18 protein-coding genes are annotated in these 18,999 nt (G+C 65.5%); 12 read left to right on the top strand and 6 right to left on the bottom strand.

From position 1 onward, the window contains the following. A partial coding sequence (locus tag AUP43_RS07720; protein ID WP_157089271.1) for a M20/M25/M40 family metallo-hydrolase occupies positions 1 to 739 on the top strand: 739 nt, incomplete at its 5' end. Here the strand turns inward: AUP43_RS07720 and hutI are convergent. Continuing rightward, entirely contained in the window at positions 721 to 1,959 is a 1,239-nt protein-coding gene (gene hutI, locus AUP43_RS07725) for an imidazolonepropionase (protein ID WP_067554721.1), read from the bottom strand. The genes AUP43_RS07720 and hutI overlap by 19 nt on opposite strands. A 229-nt stretch (positions 1,960 to 2,188) precedes the next feature. Here hutI and AUP43_RS07730 point away from each other — a divergent pair, with 229 nt between their 5' ends. The 7 genes from AUP43_RS07730 (at position 2,189) to AUP43_RS07760 (ending at position 10,568) form a co-directional block, all read left to right on the top strand. Continuing rightward, the gene (locus AUP43_RS07730) at positions 2,189 to 3,073 is read left to right on the top strand and encodes an N-formylglutamate amidohydrolase (RefSeq protein ID WP_084462641.1); all 885 of its coding nucleotides are present in this window, start codon (positions 2,189 to 2,191) and stop codon (positions 3,071 to 3,073) included. Between the two features lie 15 nt (positions 3,074 to 3,088). Further along, positions 3,089 to 4,348 (top strand): M20/M25/M40 family metallo-hydrolase, encoded by a 1,260-nt coding sequence (locus AUP43_RS07735; RefSeq protein ID WP_157089272.1) that lies wholly within the window; start codon positions 3,089 to 3,091, stop codon positions 4,346 to 4,348. A gap of 13 nt (positions 4,349 to 4,361) precedes the next feature. Continuing rightward, entirely contained in the window at positions 4,362 to 5,012 is a 651-nt protein-coding gene (locus AUP43_RS07740) for a DUF1028 domain-containing protein (RefSeq protein WP_067554728.1), read from the top strand. A 67-nt stretch (positions 5,013 to 5,079) separates the two neighbouring features. Then, positions 5,080 to 6,576 (top strand): ABC transporter substrate-binding protein, encoded by a 1,497-nt coding sequence (locus tag AUP43_RS07745; RefSeq protein WP_084462642.1) that lies wholly within the window; start codon positions 5,080 to 5,082, stop codon positions 6,574 to 6,576. 101 nt (positions 6,577 to 6,677) lie between these two features. Next, complete coding sequence (locus AUP43_RS07750; RefSeq protein ID WP_067554734.1) at positions 6,678 to 7,637, top strand: ABC transporter permease; 960 nt, start codon at positions 6,678 to 6,680, stop codon at positions 7,635 to 7,637. Beyond that, complete coding sequence (locus AUP43_RS07755) at positions 7,630 to 8,469, top strand: ABC transporter permease (protein WP_232314915.1); 840 nt, start codon at positions 7,630 to 7,632, stop codon at positions 8,467 to 8,469. The genes AUP43_RS07750 and AUP43_RS07755 overlap by 8 nt, the downstream gene beginning before the upstream one ends. After that, positions 8,466 to 10,568: a dipeptide ABC transporter ATP-binding protein gene (locus tag AUP43_RS07760; protein WP_067554740.1), complete on the top strand. Its 2,103-nt coding sequence runs from the start codon at positions 8,466 to 8,468 to the stop codon at positions 10,566 to 10,568. Before AUP43_RS07755 ends, AUP43_RS07760 begins: the two co-directional genes overlap by 4 nt. 19 nt (positions 10,569 to 10,587) lie before the next feature. Here AUP43_RS07760 and AUP43_RS07765 read toward each other — a convergent pair whose 3' ends face one another. From AUP43_RS07765 to AUP43_RS07785, 5 genes are all read right to left on the bottom strand, one after another. Continuing rightward, positions 10,588 to 11,643: a LacI family DNA-binding transcriptional regulator gene (locus AUP43_RS07765; RefSeq protein ID WP_084462643.1), complete on the bottom strand. Its 1,056-nt coding sequence runs from the start codon at positions 11,641 to 11,643 to the stop codon at positions 10,588 to 10,590. 105 nt (positions 11,644 to 11,748) lie between these two features. Continuing rightward, positions 11,749 to 12,363 carry an HAD family hydrolase gene (locus AUP43_RS07770; protein WP_067554748.1) on the bottom strand — a complete coding sequence of 205 codons (615 nt, stop codon included), beginning with the start codon at positions 12,361 to 12,363 and terminating at the stop codon, positions 11,749 to 11,751. Next, positions 12,360 to 13,859, bottom strand: coding sequence for an FGGY-family carbohydrate kinase (locus tag AUP43_RS07775; protein WP_067554751.1), 1,500 nt, complete (start codon positions 13,857 to 13,859; stop codon positions 12,360 to 12,362). Before AUP43_RS07775 ends, AUP43_RS07770 begins: the two co-directional genes overlap by 4 nt. Before the next feature lie 4 nt (positions 13,860 to 13,863). Continuing rightward, the gene (locus tag AUP43_RS07780) at positions 13,864 to 14,664 is read right to left on the bottom strand and encodes a BtpA/SgcQ family protein (protein WP_067554754.1); all 801 of its coding nucleotides are present in this window, start codon (positions 14,662 to 14,664) and stop codon (positions 13,864 to 13,866) included. Between the two features lie 48 nt (positions 14,665 to 14,712). Further along, positions 14,713 to 15,567: a DeoR/GlpR family DNA-binding transcription regulator gene (locus tag AUP43_RS07785; RefSeq protein WP_067554756.1), complete on the bottom strand. Its 855-nt coding sequence runs from the start codon at positions 15,565 to 15,567 to the stop codon at positions 14,713 to 14,715. A gap of 112 nt (positions 15,568 to 15,679) precedes the next feature. Here AUP43_RS07785 and AUP43_RS07790 point away from each other — a divergent pair, with 112 nt between their 5' ends. The 4 genes from AUP43_RS07790 to AUP43_RS07805 all read left to right on the top strand — a co-directional run bounded on the left by AUP43_RS07790 (position 15,680) and on the right by AUP43_RS07805 (position 18,981). Then, positions 15,680 to 16,471 carry an SDR family NAD(P)-dependent oxidoreductase gene (locus tag AUP43_RS07790; protein WP_198154848.1) on the top strand — a complete coding sequence of 264 codons (792 nt, stop codon included), beginning with the start codon at positions 15,680 to 15,682 and terminating at the stop codon, positions 16,469 to 16,471. Between the two features lie 131 nt (positions 16,472 to 16,602). Then, positions 16,603 to 17,427 (top strand): ABC transporter substrate-binding protein, encoded by an 825-nt coding sequence (locus AUP43_RS07795; protein ID WP_067554762.1) that lies wholly within the window; start codon positions 16,603 to 16,605, stop codon positions 17,425 to 17,427. A 1-nt stretch (position 17,428) separates the two neighbouring features. Further along, positions 17,429 to 18,214 carry an amino acid ABC transporter permease gene (locus AUP43_RS07800; protein ID WP_067554765.1) on the top strand — a complete coding sequence of 262 codons (786 nt, stop codon included), beginning with the start codon at positions 17,429 to 17,431 and terminating at the stop codon, positions 18,212 to 18,214. After that, on the top strand, positions 18,211 to 18,981 hold the full coding sequence (locus AUP43_RS07805; protein WP_067554768.1) for an amino acid ABC transporter ATP-binding protein: 771 nt from the start codon (positions 18,211 to 18,213) through the stop codon (positions 18,979 to 18,981). Before AUP43_RS07800 ends, AUP43_RS07805 begins: the two co-directional genes overlap by 4 nt. Positions 18,982 to 18,999: the final 18 nt, after the last annotated feature.

Consider the following 18,999-nt stretch of genomic DNA (forward strand, 5'->3'; position numbering starts at 1 on the left):
TTGCTGCCTGAATGGCGAGCCCAGCGGCGTACACACCATCCGCTTCGGCGAGAAGGGCACGCTGCGTCTGACTTTCACCGCCAAGACGGCGGGTGCGCACGGGGCCTATCCGCATCTGAGCGAGAGTGCGACTAAGATCATGGCCCATCTGGCGGTCGATCTTGAGGCGCTGGAAGCGTTGGAGCCGGACGTTCCCGCCCATATCCGCGCGGCGCTGGAGCAGCCGGACGTGATTGCGGCGTTCGATGCCAGCCTGGGCGAGGGGGCGTCGAAGGTGGCGACCAAGGTCACGGTCAATGTCGGCGTGCTGAAGGGCGGCGTGAAGGTGAATGTGCTGCCCGATCTATGCGAGATGCAGGTCGATATCCGCATGCCGGTCGGCATCGACAAGGTGCGCATCTACGCCGCCATCGAGGATATCCTGAAGCGCTATCCGCAGGTCACGATGGAGGAGCATGTCTATCACAGCTACCCCTCCAGCGTGTGCGACCCGGAAGGCGAGATGGTCTCCATCCTGCGCAACAATGTCGAGCAGCTGATCGGCATCCGCCCGCCGGCCATTGTCTCGCTGGGCGGCTCGGACGGTCGCTACTGGCGCTGGGCCGGGGTGAACGCCTATCTGTACGGCCCGTCGCCGAAGACCATGGGGCGGCGCGGCGAGCATGTGGAGATCGAGGAATTCCTGCACATCGTCCGCACCCATGTCCTGTCGGCCTATGATTATCTGATGGCCGGCTGAAACGGCACCGACCGGCCGCCTTTCACGATGCCGGCGCAGAGCCGGCCGGTCTGCAGCCAGTAGGACAGTTCGGCCAGGTCGCCGACGCGCCACAGGGCGAAGTCGGCGGCCTTGCCGACCTCCAGCGTGCCGTGGCTGTCCTGAAGGCCCAGCGCCCTGGCGGCGTTGCGGGTGAAGCCGGCCAGCGCTTCCTCCGGCGTCATCATGAATAGGGTGCAGGCCATGTTCATCATCAAGAGCGGCGAGGCGGTGGGCGAGCTGCCGGGATTGCAGTTGGTCGACAGCGCCATCGGCACGCCCAGCTCGCGGAACCAGCCGATCGGCGGCTTGTTCTCGTCGCGCAGCGTGTAGTTCGCCCCCGGCAGCACCGTCGCCACCGTACCGGCGCGGGCCATCGCGTCGACGCTGGGGCGCGACACGCATTCCAGGTGATCGGCCGACAGGCCGCCGACCTCCGCCACCACCTTGCCGCCGCCGGCGTCGGAATATTGGTCGGTATGCGCCTTGATCGGCTTGCCGAGGCGCTGGGCCACGTCCCAGACGCGGCGCATCTGGGCATGGTCGAAGGCCAGCTTCTCCAGCCCGCCATCGACAATGTCGACCAGCCCCTGGCGCACCGCCTCGGGCAAGGATTCGGCGCAGACGAAATCGATGTAGGAATCCTGCGTGCCCGCCCAGCCCGGCGGCATGCCGTGAGTGCCGAGGAAGGAGGTGACGACGCTGAGCGGCCGCGTCTCGCCGATGCGCCGGGCGACGCGCAGCTGCCGCAGCTCGGTCTCCATGTCCAGCCCGTATCCGGATTTGATCTCCACCGTGGTCACGCCTTCGGCCTGCAAGCTGTCGATCCGGGGCAGGGCCTCGGCCAGCAGCGTCTCGAAGCTGGCGGCGCGGGTCTTCAGCACGGTGGAGGGGATGCCGCCGCCGGCCGCATAGATCGCCGCACGGTCCGCGCCGTTCAGCCGCATCTCGAAATCCATCGCCCGGTTGCCGGCGAAGACGATATGGGTGTGCGAATCGATCAGCCCCGGCGTCAGCCACAACCCGCCGGCATCGTGCAACACCCGCACCGTGCGCGCCAACGGCGCCGGCAAATCGCCGCGCTGGCCGATCCAGGCGATGCGGCCATCGGCGACGGCTATGGCACCGTCGCGGATCGCGCCATAACCGGCCTCCGCCATCGTCGCCAGCTTCACATTGGTCCAAAGCGCATCCCAGCCCATTGTAATCTCCTTGTTAGAAATCTTTAGTAAATCGTTTGCTTTTTGGCAAAAACTGATCGATCTTCGACATTCGGCCGTCGATGCCGCGCCCGACATTTTTCCGGCGCGGCTGTCGCGGTCGACAGTCGAGATGAAAAATTTATGACCGACGACGATTGACTCCGGTGTCAGTTTCGAAAATCATACGCCGAAAGTAAATCGTTTTCCTAAATTCGCAAACAGGGGTTCCATGTCGAAAGCAGCGTTGGCCTTGACGGGCGAGATCGGGCGCTCGATTCCCAATGTGCTGGTGCGGCGCGATCCGGGGGTGAACGCCGCCCCGGTGGTGTTCGACATTCCGCGCAGCGGCTTCACCTATCCGCGCGACTTCCAGCCCGATGCCCAGTTCGTCGATGTGCAGCGCGGCGTGTCGATGTATGTCGAGGAGCTGTATGGCGGCGCGCCGGCCGCCGGGGCCAACTGGCTGTTCGCCGAATTCCCGAATTCCTACATCGACGCCAACCGCCACCAGCTCGATATCGACCCCAAGCTGATCGACGGCGAGTGGCCGGAGCCGCTGAAGCCGACCCGCAAGTCGGAGCTGGGCATCGGCCTGATCCACAGCGTCTGCCGCACCGGCGACCTGCCGCTTTATAGCTCGAAGCTGGCGGTCGAGGATGTTCAGCACCGGCTCGACGCCTATTACTGGCCGTACCATAACGAGCTGTCGGACATTCTGAAGCGGCACCGCGCCGCGAAGGGCGTGGCCTATCACGTGAGCTGCCATTCGATGGCGTCCATCGGCGGCCACGCGACCATCGACCACGGTTCCGAACGTTCCGAGTTCGACATCGGCGACGGCAACGGCAAGACCTGCAAGCCGGAATTCGTCGAGCTGGTGGTGGAGACGCTGCGCGGCTTCGGTCATCAGGTGACCGTGAACAAGCATTATGCCGGCGCGGAATCGATCCATAAGCATGCCGACCCGGCGAACGGCATCCACAGCCTGCAGATTGAGATCAAGCGCGGCATCTATATGGACGAGCGGAAATTCATCCGCAGCCCGCGCTTCGCCGAAATCCGCGGCCATCTCGACCAGCTCGCGCAGGCCATCTGCGCCTATGCCGGGCGCTGAGGGGAGGGCGGAGAGATGACCACGCCGCGCCAACAATTGATCGAGCTGCTGGATCGCGATGCCGAGCGCATGGTGCGGTTCCTCAGCGAGTTTCTCGCCAAGCCCTCGGCCAATCCGCCGGGCGACACGCGCGAGGCGACGGCTTTCGTCGCCGACTTCCTGAAGGCCGAGCAGGTGCCGTTCCGTATCGTCGACCCGCAGCCGGAGATGCCCAATATCCTGGGCACCTTCGAGGCGGCCGGGGCAGGCAAGCATCTGGTACTGAACGGCCATATCGACGTGTTCCCGGCCGGCGACCCGGCCGACTGGCAGCATGATCCGTGGAGCGGCAAGATCGTCGATGGCCGTGTCTGGGGCCGCGGCGCGACCGACATGAAGGCGGGCACTACTGCCTCGATCATGACCTATGCCTATCTCTACCGGTTCCGCGAGCATCTGAAGGGCAAGCTGACGCTGACCGCCGTTTCCGACGAGGAGACTGGCGGCAAGTGGGGCACGCGCTATCTGCTGGAGAACCATGCCGACGAGGCGAAGGGCGATTGCGTGCTGAATGGCGAGCCGAGCGACCCCTGCGCGGTCCGCTTCGCCGAGAAGGGCACGCTGCGGCTGACCTTCACCATCCGCACGCCGGGCGCGCACGGCGCCTATACCCACCGCAGCAAGAACGCCAACCGCATCGCCGGCCATCTGATGGACCGGCTGGATAAGCTGGTCGATATTCCGCCCGCCATGCCGGAATCGGTGGCGGCGGTGGTGAACCGGCCGGAATCCCTGGCCGCTGCCGACCAGGCGATGGGCGAGGGCACTTCGACCATCATCAACAAGGTGACGGTGAATTACGGGGTGCTGCGCGGCGGGCTGAAGGTGAACATGCTGCCCGGCACCTGCGTGATGGAGGCGGATATCCGCCTGCCGGTCGGCACCACCCGCGAGACGGTGATGGCGGAGATCGAAACCATCCTGGCCGATTTCCCGGAAGCCAGTGTCGCGGTGCAGGAGGCGGCCAGCAATCCGACCTCGCACAGCGACCCGACGCACGAAATGATCGCCCTTGTGCAGCAGGCGGCGAGCGAGCTGGGCCGCCCGCGCCCGGAAGTGATCTGCAGCCTTGGCGCGACCGACTGCAAACATTTTCGCTACCATGGCGTGCCGGCTTACGTGTATGGCGTGCCGCCGGGGAATATGAGCATGGCCGATGAAAGCGTGGCCATCGCCGATTTCCTGCATGTGGTGAAAACCCACGCGCTGGCCGCTTTCGACTATCTGTCGGCCTAGGGGGGAACGGGCGATGACTTATTCCATCGCGGGCATGTGCCGACGAACCGGCATGTTCGGCGTCGCCATCACCACCTCGTCGATCGCGGTGGGCAGCCGCTGTTCCTTCGCCCAGGCCGGCGTTGGCGCGGTGCTGACGCAGCATCGCACCGACCCACGCCTCGGGCCGCGCGGCCTGGCGCTGCTGGAACGCGGCAAGAGCGCCTCGGAGGTCGTCTTCGCGCTGACCTCGGCGGACGAGAGCATCGGCCACCGCCAGCTCGCGGTGATCGACCGGGAGGGACGCACCGCCTGGTATCACGGCGACAAGATCCACTCGGTCCACAACGCATCCGAGGGCGATGGCTGTGTCGCCATCGGCAACATCATCCGCAAGCCGTCGGTCACCGATGCGATGATTGGCGCTTTCCAGGCCCGTCCCGACGATCATCTGGCCGAACGGCTGATGACCGCCATCGAGGCGGGTAAGGCGGAAGGCGGGGAGTTCCGACAGGAGAAATCCGCCGCCCTGCTGGTCGTGCACGAGCAATCCTTCCCGCTCGTCGATCTCAGGGTCGATTACGACCGGGACGCGCTCGGGCAGCTCCGGTTTCTTTGGGAGACCTATGTCCCCTTCCTCGATCTCTATGTAGGGCGCGCGGTAGCGCCTGACGCCACCAAGTAACGGCCATATCGGCTCGTACAGGGAAATAATAATAAAAACAACAGCTTAAACGCTTTAGGAGGCAGTAATGCGTAAACTCTTTCTCACGGCGGCGCTTTCCGTCGCCCTTATGGGCGGCGCTGCGCCGACGGTCCTGGCCCAGAACAGCCTGGTCGCCACGATCAACGCCAACCCGAATAATCTGTGGCCGGCCAAGGCCACCATCGGCGAGGAATACAACATCGCCGTGCTGGTCTATAACGGCCTGGTTCGCATCACCCCGGACCTGAAATTCGAACCTGACCTGGCCGAGAGCTGGGAATCGAACGAGGACGCCACCGTCTGGACCTTCAAGCTGCGTAAGGGCGTGAAGTTCCATCACGGCAAGGAGTTCAAGGCCGAGGACGTCATCAAGACCTTCGAGCTGATCGGCAGCAAGGAAGTCGCCTCCCGCGCCAAGTCGCACACCGACCTGATCGCCAAGATGGAAGCGCCGGACGACTATACCGTGCGCTTCACCCTGACAGAGCCCTATGGCGGCTGGGCCGAGCTGATGATCGAGCGCCAGTTGAAGATGGTGCCGAGCGACCGCACGCTGGAGCAGTTGACCAACGAGCCGATCGGCACCGGGCCGTTCAAGTTTGTCTCCTACCAGCCGGGCGACAAGGTCGTGCTGGAGAAGAACCCGGACTATTTCGAAAAGGGCCTGCCGAAGCTCGACCGGATCACCCTGCGCATCATGCCGGAAGACGCGGTGAAGATCGCGGCGCTGCAGGCCGGCGACGTCGATCTGGTGTGGAACCTGCCGCTCGAAGCTATCGAACAGTTCAAGGACACCAAGGGAATCACCGTCGACCAGAAGCCGACGGCGACCTGGGACGGCTTCGTGCTGAACAACTCGATCCCGCCGTTCAACGACATGCGCGTGCGCCAGGCGGTCTACAAGGCCATCGACAAGCGCCAGCTGGTGGAGTTCGCGGTGTTCGGCCATGGCGCGCCGACCCATTCGCCGATCCCGCCGACGCATCCCTTCTTCAACAAGGATATCAGCTTCGAGCCGGACATCGCCGGCGCCAAGAAGCTGCTGGCCGAGGCCGGCTATCCGAAGGGCTTCAAGATCACCATCCACGCGCCCGCCGGCCGCCCGACGCGCGAGCGGTCCGCCGTGGCCTTGCAGCAGATGCTGAAGAATGTGGGCATCGACGCCCAGGTCGAGCGCATCCCGTACAACCGGTGGGGCGCGACCATCTCCGGCAAGGTGCCGTTCTACATGGATGGCTATTTCGCCCGTCCGACGCTGGATACCTCGACCTATCCGTGGTTCCACAGCCAGGGTTCCTGGAACACCCGCATGTGGCACTATAAGAGCGAGCGGATGGACGCGATCCTGGACAAGGCGCGCGGCACCGTGGACCCGGAAGAGCAGAAGAAGCTCTATACCGAATTCCAGAAGGTGGTGGTCGAGGAAGTGCCCGGCGTGGTCATGTACTCGCAGAATTTCGTGACGGCCTATAAGGACAAGCTTAAGGGCTACACGACCCATCCCTACCTCTGGATGGATCTGCGCACCGCGCATTTCGAGTAAGCGCGCATACGGCCGGATAACGCTCCCTTCCCCCTTTCGACGGGGGAAGGGATGCCGCGCTCATTGACGACCCGTCTCCGCGGCCGCGGATTGGAGGGGCTATGTTCGGTTACCTGTTACAGAGGCTGCTCTACATCTTCGTCATCGTGGCGGTGATGTCGGTTCTGATCTTCTGGATCACCCAGATCATGCCGGGCAACGTCGCCTATATGATCCTGGGCGATTTCGCGGGCATGGATCAGATCCTGGCGCTGGAGCAAAAGCTCGGCCTGCATGACCCTATCCATGTGCAATATTGGCGCTGGGCGCAGGGGCTGTTGCAGTTCGATCTTGGCGATTCGCTGATCATGGAGCGGCCGATTGCGCCGATCCTGTTCGACGCCATCGGCAATTCGGCCATCCTGGCGCTGTCCTCCATCGGCCTGGTGGCGCTGGTCGGCATCTGGCTTGGCGTCTATTCGGCGATCCATCACGGCAAGGCGGGCGACCATATCGTCTCGCTGGCCACCTATGTCACGCTGGCGGTGCCGGAATTCTTCTGGTGCGTGCTGCTGATCATCCTGTTCGTCGGCTATCTGGGCTGGTTCCCGGCCACCGGCTACACCTCGCTCAGCGAAGGCTTCTTCGTCTGGGCGCAGCACCTGATCCTGCCGGTTGTGGCGCTGGTGATGGGGCTGATGGCGCATGTCTCGCGCCTGACCCGCTCCAGCATGCTGGAGGTGATGCACAGCCAGTATGTGCTGGCCGCGCGCGCCAAGGGCGTGCCGGAAGGGCTGGTGATCCGCCGCCACGCGCTGCGCAACGCCCTGCTGCCGACCATCACGGTGCTGGCCATTGATGTCGGCGTGCTGATGGGCGGGATCGTGGTGGTGGAGACGATCTTCTCCTATCCCGGCCTCGGCCGGCTGCTGATCTTCGCGATCCAGCAGATGGACGTGCCGCTGATCCAGGCCTGCCTGATCGTGGTCACCATCGTCTATGCCGTGGCGAATCTGCTCGCCGACATCCTGTACACTTTCCTCAATCCGAGGATTCGCTATGGCTCTTCCGTCAATGGCTAGCGCGCCGCGCCGGCGGCCGCTGCCTGCTTCCCTGGTATGGGGGGCCGGTATCTTCGCGTTCGTCCTGTTCATCGCGGTGGCGGGGCCGTTTCTGGCGCCGTTCGACTATGACCAGATGAACATCCTCAAGCGCATGCAGGCGCCCAGCGCGGTGCATTGGTTCGGCACCGACGAGTTCGGCCGCGATGTGTTCAGCCGGGTGCTGTACGGCGCCCGCCTGTCCATCGCCATGGGCATCGGGGCGACCATGATCAGCCTCGCCATCGGCGTGCCGCTGGGGCTGATCGCCGGCTATTACCGGGGTTGGCCGGAAGAGGCGATCATGCGCGGCGTCGATGTGCTGATCTCCATTCCGCCGATCATGCTGGGGCTGCTGATCCTGGCGGTTACCACCCCCAGCGTGTGGAAAAGCGCGCTGGCGGTCGGCGTCATCTACGTGCCGATCATGGTGCGGCTGACCCGCAGCGTGTGCCTGGAGGTGATGGGCGAGGAATTCGTCGAGGCCGCCAAGGCCCGCGGCGAGCGCGGCTGGTACATCCTGTTCTCGGAAATCCTGCCGAACGCCTGGCCGCCGATCATCGTGGAGACGGCGCTGCGCGTCACCTTCGCGATCATGCTGGGGGCGGCCCTCAGCTTCCTCGGCCTGGGCGTGCAGCCGCCGGCCTCCGACTGGGGGCTGATGATCGCCGAGGCGCGGCCCTTCATTCACCAGGCGCCCTGGATCGCCGTCGCGCCGGGCATCGCGCTGGTCATCACCGTTATCGCCATCAACCTGCTCGGCGACGGGCTGCGCGAAATTCTCGATCCACGCATGAAACGGGACCGGCTATGAGCGAGGCTATTCTCGACGTCAAAAACCTGACCGTCGCCTATGAGGGCGGCGGGCGGTCCTCGCGGGCGCTGAACGACATCAGCTTCCGCATCGAACGCGGCAAGGTGCTGGGCATCGTCGGCGAATCCGGCTCGGGCAAGAGCACGGCGGCGATGGCGGTGCTGGGGCTGCTGCCCGGCGGGGCGAAACCGTCCGGCCAGGTGCTGTTCAAGGGCCAGGACATCTACGCCAAATCGCCGGAGGAACGCCGCGCCCTGCGCGGGCGGGAGATCAGCATCGTCTTCCAGGATCCCTTCACCTCCCTGAATCCGTCGATCCAGGTGGGCCGGCAGATCGCCGAACCGCTGATCCTGCACAAGGGGATGGAGGAGAAGGCGGCGCTGCAGGAGGCCGAAAACCTGCTGCGCGAGGTCGGCATCACCGACCCCGCGCGCACCGCCAAGGCTTATCCGCACCAGCTATCCGGCGGCATGAAGCAGCGCGCGCTGATCGCCACCGCGCTGGCCTGCGACCCTGAGCTGATGATCCTGGACGAGCCGACCACGGCGCTGGACGTGACCATCGAGGCGCAGATCCTGGATCTGCTGGAAGCGCTGCGGGTTAAGCGCAACCTGTCGATGATGTTCATCAGCCACAATCTGGGCGTCATCGCGCGGTTGGCGGACGAGGTCTGTGTGCTCTATGCCGGCGACGTGGTGGAGTATGGGCCGAAGGAGACCGTGCTGGGGCCGGGGCATCGCCACCCCTACACCAAGGGGCTGCTCGCCTCGCTGCCGAAGCTGACCGACCGGCGCGACCGGCTGTTCCCGATTCCCGGCCGCCTGCCGGATTTGTCGCAGACCATCCCCGGCTGCATCTTCGAGGCGCGCTGCCCCTTCGCCTGCAAGGGCTGCGGCCAGCCGCAGCCCTTGCAGGCGGTCGGTGCGGATCATGTCAGCCGCTGCTGGCGGTCCCTGGAGTTGGCCGATGTGCCCTGGCGCGCCGATGATGCCGAAGGCGGCGTCGCCGCCCATTCCACGCGCGAACATCAGCCGGGCGGCGAGATGCTGCTGGAAGCCCGGGACGTGGTGAAGCGGTTCACTGTCGTCAGCGGCCTGCCGGCGCTGAAGTTCGACGCCAGCGGCGGTGGCTTCCCCTTGCGCTACGAGCCGGTGTCGCTGCGCGCGGTCGACCGGGTCACCCTGTCGATCCGCCAGGGCGAGACCGTCGGCCTGGTGGGCGAGAGCGGCTGCGGCAAGTCGACCTTCGGGCGCTGCCTGATCCGGCTGATCGAGCCGCAGGGCGGCGAGGTGCTGCTGCGCGGCGAGGATATTCTGTCGGCCTCCCCGGGGCGCCATCGTGCGCTGATGCAGGAAGCGCAGATCATCTTCCAGAACCCGGATTCGTCGCTCAACCCGCGCAAGACGGTGCGCGAGATCCTGGCCCGGCCGATCCGCCTGTTCGGCATCGCCGAGGGCGCGGAGGTCGACCGGAAAGTCGATGAGCTGCTAGACATGGTGCGCCTGTCGCCGCGTTATGCCAGCCGCTACCCGCACCAGATGAGCGGCGGCGAGAAGCAGCGCGTCGGCATCGCGCGGGCCCTGGCCAGCAAGCCGAAATTCATCGTCTGCGACGAAGCCGTCTCGGCGCTCGACGTATCGGTGCAGGCCTCGATCCTGAACCTGCTGGCCGATCTTCGCGACGAGTTGAACGTGGCCTATCTGTTCATCTCGCACGATCTGTCGGTGATCAGCCACATCGCCGACCGCATCTGCGTGATGTATCGCGGCGGCATCGTCGAGCTGGGGCCGACGGAGCGCATCCTGCAGCCGCCTTATCACCCTTATACCGAGGCCCTGCTGTCCGCCGTGCCCTTCATCGAGAAGGGCGCGCGACAGCGCGAGCGCATCCGCCTGGCCGGATCGGTGACCGGCAGCACGGAGCAGATCGTCGGTTGCCGGTTCCAGGACCGCTGCCCGCGCAAGCTGGGCGGCATCTGCGAGACGGTGACGCCGCCGGCGCGCAGCTCGGCGGAGGGGCACGAAATCCTCTGCCACATCCCGCTGGAGGAGCTGAGCGGTTACGAATCCGTGCTGGAGCCGCTCGAACGCCGCGCCTGAAAGCCGGTCGCCGGGCGGCTCAGCCCGCCTTGCGCCGGCGCGTTTGCGGGGCGGGCGCCGTCGACTGGCGGATGACGATCTTCTCGGCCGGCAGCACCCGGCGGATCGGCTCCGCCACCTTGCCCTCGATCAGCGAGATCAGCTCGGTGGCGGCGGTCCAGCCCAGTTCGAACAGCGGGAAGCGCACGGCGGTGATCTGCGGCGTCATCATGACGGCGGACGGGCCGTCATTCAGCGCGACGATCGACAGCTTCTCCGGCACGCCGAGGCCCAGCGCGTTCGCTGCCGTGGTGATGCCCGAGGCGATCACCAGATTGCTGGCGACAATCGCGGTCGGCCGGTCGGGCTGTGCCAGCATGCGGTGCGCCTCCGCCTCGGCGCCGTCGCGGTCATATTGGCAGACGCCGAAGATCCCGGGATCATAAGCGATATTGTGCGCCTCCAGCGCCGCCAGATAGCCGGCATAGCGCCGCTCGCTGGCATATTGCTGCGTCGGGCCGGAAATATAGCCGATACGCCGGTGGCCCAGGGCGACCAGGTAATCCATCGCCATGCCCACGCCGCCCTCATTGTCCAGGATGACGTAATGCTCGTCCTGGTCGGTATGGCGGTTCACCAGGATGTATTGCGTGTTCAGCCGGCGCAGATCGGCCAGCAGCTCGGCATCCTGGATGGTGTTGACCAGCAGCCCCTCGACCCGGTTGCCGGATACCATGCGCCGGTACAATTCGCGGTCCGGCCGATTCACGTCGATATGGGCGATCAGCATGGAATAATGCCGCTCGATCAGCGCCGCCTGCGCGCCCTGCATGGTCTGGATGAAGATCGGGTTATCCAGCTCCGGCACCACGAAGGCGGTCGACCAGGAACGCGCCGTGCGCAGGTTGCGGGCGCTTGAGTTCGGCACGTAACGCAGGTGTTCGACGGCCTGGCGAATGCGGTCGCGCGTGTCCTGGCGGATATTCAGGCTGGGATCATTGCTCATGACCCGCGAAATCGTCGACTTCGCCACGCCGGCATACTGCGCCACATCCTCCAGCGTGGGAGGCTTTCCGTGCTTTCGTGGTTGCTTCATACGTCCAGATGCTTGCTGTTTTTTATGTTCTTACAGCAAAGCAGCCGTTTTGTCGTGTGGCTCCCGGTCAGCGCCGATGCAAAGCGTATCGGGCGGGCACCCGCGTCACAGCGCCAGCACCTCGTCCAGCCTGGCGATGCGCCTGTCGGCGGTGGCATCCTCGATGCGATAGGCGATGGTGTACAGCCCGGCCATCTTGGCCGAGGCCAGGCCGGTGGCGCTGTCCTCCACGGCGGCCACCTGGCGCGGCGGCAGGCCCAGCAGCCGGCAAGCGTCGCGGTAGGGGGCAGGGTCCGGCTTGCCGGCGCTCACATCGTCCAGGCTGATGCTGGCGACCAGGCAGTCGGCGATGCCGAGCGCGCGGATGTTCGCATCGACGATCAGCCGCCCGGAATTCGACACGCAGATTTGCGGCACGCCTTGCGCCGCCAGGGCGCGGATCGTCTCCACCGCTTGCGGCATCGCGTTCATGGGGGCCGTATCCTCGACATAATGGGCGTTGATCGCCGCCATCCATTCGTGCCACTGCAGGCTGGCCGGGTAGCGCTCACGCAGGATGGCCCAGACATCCTGCATATGAACGCCGCGAAACGGCAGGTTCGGCAGATCGCTCAAATCGACGTTCCACAGGCGCGAGGCGCCGACCAGGGCGCGGTGGTGCCGGGGTTCGCTGTCGAGCAGGGTGCCGTCGATATCCCAGGCCACGGCTTGCACGATCATCGCGGCAGCTCCGCCACCTTGGCGTAGAGATCGCGGTAGCGGCGATAGCCGGCCGCATAGGCGGCGGCATGCGCCGGGTTCGGCTCCACGCGGTCGGCATAGCTGACGAAGCGGGCGATGCCGGCCCAGTCGTCGGTCAGCCCGACGCCGATGGCCGCCGTCCAGGCGGCGCCGATGCACGATCCGGGGTGGCCGGACAGGCGCTGCACCGGGGCCTGCAGCACGTCGGCGACGATCTGCATCCAGACTAGGCTGTTCGAGCCGCCGTCGGAGGCGAGATAGCGCGCCGGCTTATGGCCCATGTCGCGCAGCACCTCTAGGTGATGCGCCAGCGCAAAGGCGTAGGATTCCAGCAGGGCACGCCACAGATGGCCGATATCGTGGGAAAGCGTCAGCCCGTCGATCAGCCCGCGCGCCGCGGGATCGTGGATCGGCGTCTTCTCGCCCAGGAAGTAGGGCAGGATGGTCAGCCCGTCCGCCCCGGCCGGCTTTTGGGCCGCCAGACGGTCGAGCTGCTGGTGCAGGGGCAGGCCGGCCGCATCCGCCGCCGCCTTCTGGCCGCCGGCGAAATTCTCCACGAACCAGTTCAGGGCTGAGCCGCCGGTGGCCATGCAGCCATTCGGCATGAACAGGCCGGGCACCAGATGATAATCGAGATACAGGCGGGGATCGGGGGCCACCGTGTCGGTCGCCACCAGAATATCGACCGAGCCGCCGAATTTCAGCAGCACGTCGCCCGGTCGGGTAACGCCGGCGGCGAGCGCGGAGGCGATCATGTCCGCGGCTCCGCCCACCACGGGGGTGCCGGGCTTCAGGCCGGTCTCGCGCGCCGCCTCGTCCGTAAGCGTGCCGATCACCGCGTGCGAGGCGGATTTCGGCGGCACGGCGGCGCGGGGGATATGCGCCAGCGCTACCAGGTCGTCATCGATCTCGTGCCGGGCGATATCGACGAAGCCGGCTTCCAGCGCCCAGTTCTGTTCCACCGCGCGCACGCCGGTCAGCCGCCAGTTGATGTAATCGTAGCTGCCGAACACGGTGGCGATGCGCCGGAACACGTCCGGCTCATGCGTCTCTATCCAGCGCAGCTTGGCGGTGACGAGCTGCTGGTTGATACCGTTGCCGGCCTTGGCGATGAAATCCGCCTCGTCATATTCCGCGCGCAGCTGCGTCACCTCGGCGGCGCAGCGCCCGTCGCTCTGCTGGATGCTGGGGCGCAGCAGCACGCCCGCCTCGTCCAGCAGCACCACGGCGGGCAGCATGCCGGTGGCGCCGATGGCGGCTATCTCCCCGGCATCGACGCCGCTGGTGGCCAGCAGTTCGGCCGCGATCTCGCGCACATTGCCCCACCATTGCGCCGGGTCTTCCTCGGCCCAGCCGGCCTGCGGCGAGCGCAGGGTGACCGGGCGCGAGACGATGCCCAGCACCTGATCCGGCAGGCGGATCAGGATGCCGATGGTGGAGGTTGTGCCGATATCGAGGCCGAGGACATAGGCCATGGCGTCAGCGCAGCGTTTCGACGACGTCCATGAAGCGCTTCACCCGCGCCCCGTCGACCGCGTTCCAGGTATTGCCGTCGACCTTGAAATGGGTGCCGATGACCACGCCGCTGGCCATCGAGAAGATGTCGCGGATATTGTCGATATTCACGCCGGTATTGGCGAAGACCGGCACGTCCTTGATGGTCTCGCACACGCTGCGCAACTGCGACTGCTCCGCCGGTTGCCCGGTGATCGGCCCGGAAACCAGGATGGCGTCGGCCATCGAGGAGAAGACGGCGCTCTTGGCCCGCAGCTCGATCGGCCGCTGGTCGAGCGTATGGGCAAATTCGGCGTTGATGTTGAACAGCATCTTCATGTCGCTGCGGCCGAGATTGCGGCGCAGCCGGGAGGCCGCCGCGCAATCCGGCTCCCACAGCCCCATGTCGGAGGCGAACAGGCCGGTGAAGATCTCCCGCACGAAGCTGGCCCCGGTGACCGCGCCGATGGCGACGCTGGCCTGCGGGTCCCATAGATAATTCACGCCGAACGGCACCTTCAGCACCGGCTTCACCGCCTGCACGATGGCGGTCATCGCCGCGATGCCTTCGTTCGACGCCTTGAACACGTAGGGGCGATCATTCTCGTTGCCGAACATGATGGCGTCCACACCGCCGGCCTGCAGCTTCTCCACATCGGCCAGAACGCCCTCGACCAGCTTTTCCATGCCGCCGTCGGCATCGTAGAGCGGCGTCCCCGGCAAGGCCCCGATATGCGCCATCGAGATGACGACCTTCTTCTTGCTGCCGAAGCACTCGAAAACCATTTAACCCCTCTCCTCAGGAAACGAAGGCTGACGTTTGAGAATGCGGCGTCAGGACGCCGCGGAAGAACCGGCGACGCGCAGTTCCACGCCCGACGCGGCCAGAACCGCGGCGATCTTGGCGGGCGGCTCCGCGTCGGTGATCAGAATGTCGATGTCGGCCAGCGGTGCTACATTCACCAGCGACATGCGCTGGAACTTGGCCGAATCGCACAGTGCTATCTTCAGGGCGGAGCGGCGCAGATAGACGCGCTTCATGTCCGCCTCCTCGAAGGAATAGTCGAACAGCCCCTCTGCCGTCACGCCGGACACGCCGATTACCGCCACGTCGAACCACAGCGCCTCGAACTGGGCGATGGCGGAGGGGCCGCAGACCGACAGCTCGTCGCCGCGCAACTGGCCGCCGGCGATATAGACGTCCGGCCCGGCGCCATCCAGCAGGGTGGCGATGCGCAGGCTGTTGGTGAAGATCTTGGCGTGCTGCAAATGGCGCAGTTGGCTGGCCAGCAGATAGGTGGTGGTGCCGACATCGATGGCGATGGCGCGGTAGCGCGAGATGATCTCGGCGGCCAGACGGGCAATCGCCAGCTTTGCCTCGCGGCGCTGGTGCAGGCGCGATTCGAAGCTGGGCTCCTCGCTGTCCATGGCCACCGGCGGCAGGCTTTCCGATGGCAGCGCGCCGCCATGGATGCGCACCAGGCGGCCCTCGCGCTCCAGCTCCACCAGGTCGCGGCGGATGGTCATGTCCGACACGTCCAGCTCGGCCGCCAGCGACGACACCCTGACCGAGCCCATGGTCGAGAGCTGGCCTAGAATGCGCACATGCCGGTCGCGCGTCAGCAGCCGGGAACGGCCACGGCGGGCGGTGGGGTCGGTGCGATCTGAGGGGTCGGTGTCGTTCAACATGGCCTCTCCACTATAGCCTGCCGGGAATATATCAAACAAATTTTTTCACATTGATGTTTGTTTTTGTTTGCTATAGCTCCATCTCAACCGTGACCAGAACAGGATGCCCCGCATGGCCGATGCGCCACCCGTCTATCCCGAATTGAAGGGCAAGCGCGCCTTCGTCACCGGCGGCGCCGTGGGCATCGGCAAGGCCATCGCCACGGCGCTGGCGCGACAGGGGGTGCGGGTCGCCATCGCCGACCTCGATGCGGACGGCGCCAAGCTGGCGGCAGAGGCGCTGGGCGGCGGGGCCGTCGGCCTGCAGATCGACGTACGCGAACGCGCGGCGGTCGAGGCCGCCTGGACCGAGGCGCTGACGCGGATTGGCGGCTGCGAGATCCTGATCGCCAATGCCGGCGTGTCCACCATGCGCCCGGCGCTGGAGCTGACCGACCAGGATTGGGACTTCAATTTCGCGGTGAACAGCCGCGGCGTATTCCTGACCAACCAGATCGCCGCCCGGCATTTCAGCGCCCAGGGCAAGGGCTGCATCGTCAATACCGCCTCGCTGGCGGCCAAGGTGGGCGCGCCGTTGCTGGCGCATTATTCCGCGTCGAAATTCGCCGTGCTGGGCTGGACCCAGGCGCTGGCCCGCGAACTGGCGCCCAAGGGCATCCGCGTGAACGCGGTCTGCCCCGGCTTCGTGAAGACCGGCATGCAGTCGCGCGAGGTGGAGTGGGAGGCCGAGCTGCGCGGCATGACGCCGGAACAGGTGATCGCCGATTATGTCGGCCAGACGCCGCTGGGCCGGCTGGAACAGCCGGAGGACGTGGCCGATGTGGTCGCCTTCCTGTGCTCCGATCAGGCCCGCTTCATGACCGGCCAGGGCATCAACGTCACCGGCGGAGTCTATATGACCTGACGGTCATGCTTGATCGCATTTGTAAACTGATCCAACATATTCGATCATGAATGATCGGCATCGATGTTCGATCTGTGATCGCTTCGGTGTTGAGATGATACGCCAACAATAATCGAGCAGGGGAACCCGACATGACCTTACTTGCCTTCCACGGCCGCCGCGCGGCCTTCGCCCTCGGCCTGATGGGCGCGCTTGTGGCCACCGGCGCGTCCGCCCAGACCAAGGTCGCCGCGCCGCCGGCGCTGGCCTCCAAGGGCACGATCACTTATTGCGCGACCCTGGATAACCCGCCGCGCGCCAATTACGACATGAGCCAGAAGCCGATCGGCTTCGAGGTCGAACTCGGCACCGAGATCGCCGCCCGCATGGGCCTGAAGGTGAACTGGGTGCAGCTTAAATTCGTCGGCCTGATCCCGGCGCTGCAGGCGCAGCAGTGCGACGCACTGATGCAGGAGCTGTTCATCCGCCCGGAGCGGCTGGAGATCATCGACATGGTGCCGTTCTCGCGCACCGGCCAGCGCATCGTGACGGCGAAGAACAGCCCGCTGAAGGCAACCAGCCTGGAGGATCTGTCGGGCAAGAAGATGGCCGTGCCGAACGGAACCACCATCCACAACCTCGCCAACGAGGCGAACGAGAAGTTGAAGGCAGCCGGCAAGCCGGAAATCAATCTGGTGGTGCTGCCGACCACGACGGAGACCTTCCACCAGCTCGCCACCGGCCAGATCGAGGTGCTGGGCACCACGACCACGGCGGCGTCTTATTACGTCGGCCTGAAGCCGGACGAGTTCCGCGTCGTCGGCGAGCCGTTCGGCCTGATCCTGACCGGCATCGGCATCCGCAAGGGCGATACGGCGCTGGTCGACGCCATCACCAAGAGCCTGGAATCGATCAAGGCCGACGGCACCTACAAGGCGCTGGTCGAAAAGTGGAGCATGCAGGGCTCGGAACTCTGAGATGGGATTTGATTGGTCCTTCTTTTTCGATCGGCTGATCAATCCCGGCGACGTCTATCTGCTTGCATTGGGCCGAACCATAGCGATGGCGGTCCTGGCGATGGCGCTGGGGCTGTTGATCGGGATCGTCGTCGGGTTCGGCCGTCTGTCGCGCTACAAGCCGATTGCGTGGCTCTGCGCCTTCTATGTCTGGCTTGTGCGCGGCATTCCCGTGCTGGTGCTGCTGGTGTTCTTTTTCTCCGGCCTGGCGGCGGCGGGGTTCTTCCGGTTTTCGGACATCACGATCCTGGGCTTCACCATCGGCGCGTCCTTCCAGGCCGCTGTCATCGCGCTCGCCATCCATGAGGGCGCCTATATGGCGGAGATCGTGCGCAACGGCATCCAGGCCGTGGCGCGCGGCCAGATCGAGGCGGCGAAATCGCTGGGCATGGGGGCCTGGATGGTGACGCGGCGCATCGTGCTGCCGCAGGCCAGCCGGGTGATCATTCCGCCGCTGGGCAACGACTTCAACCACATGCTGAAGACGACCTCGCTGGCCAGCGTGATCGGCGTGCAGGAAATCTTCCTGCTGACCGAGAGCATGTCGGCCGCCACCTTCAAGACCTTCGAGCTGCTGATCCTGGTCTCGATCAACTACCTGCTGCTGACGACGATCTGGAATATTGTCCAGGGCATCATCGAGACTAAGCTGCGCGCGCATGAGCTGGATACGCCGGTGCGCGGCTGGGGGCAGAGCATCAGCTATTATCTGCTGGCCCGTCCCGGCGCCGAGGATCGCAGAGCATGAGTACATCGAAACCGCTGGTCCGGGCCGAGAAGGTCGATAAATGGTTCGGCCGCCACCAGGTGCTGAAAGGCGTCAGCCTGACGGTGGAGAAGGGCGAGGTGGTCTCCATCATCGGCCCGTCCGGCTCCGGCAAGAGCACATTCCTGCGCTGCGTGAACCAGCTTGAGACCTACCAGGAAGGCCGGCTCTATGTCGGTGACCAGCTGATCGGCTATGAGGAGCAGAACGGCAGGCTGGTGGCGCTGAACAACCGGCAGATCGTTGCCCAGCGCCGGCATATCGGCATGGTGTTCCAGCAGTTCAACCTGTTCTGGCACATGACCGTGCTGGAGAATATCGTCGAGGCCCCGATCATGGTGCTGGGCCAGTCGCGCGAGCAGGCCACCGCCAAGGCGATGGAGCTGCTGGCCCGCGTCGGCCTGGCGGAGAAGGCGCACGCCTATCCGATGAAGCTGTCCGGCGGCCAGCAGCAGCGCGCCGCCATCGCCCGGGCGCTGGCGATGAATCCGGAGCTGATGCTGTTCGACGAGCCGACCAGCGCGCTCGACCCGGAAACCACGGGCGAGGTGCTGGCCGTGATCGGCGAGTTGGCGAAGACCGGCATGACCATGATCATTGTCACCCACGAGATGGGTTTCGCGCGCCAGGTCTCAGACCGCATCGTGCTGATGGAAGACGGCATGATCCAGCATGAAGGCCCGCCCGAGGCCTTCTTCGGCGAAGGGCAGAGCCCGCGCCTGAAAGCCTTCCTCTCGACCATCCACTAGGTGCCTCATAGGCTTTTC

Origin of the sequence: Oceanibaculum pacificum, assembly GCF_001618175.1 — a bacterium.
GTDB lineage: Bacteria > Pseudomonadota > Alphaproteobacteria > Oceanibaculales > Oceanibaculaceae > Oceanibaculum > Oceanibaculum pacificum.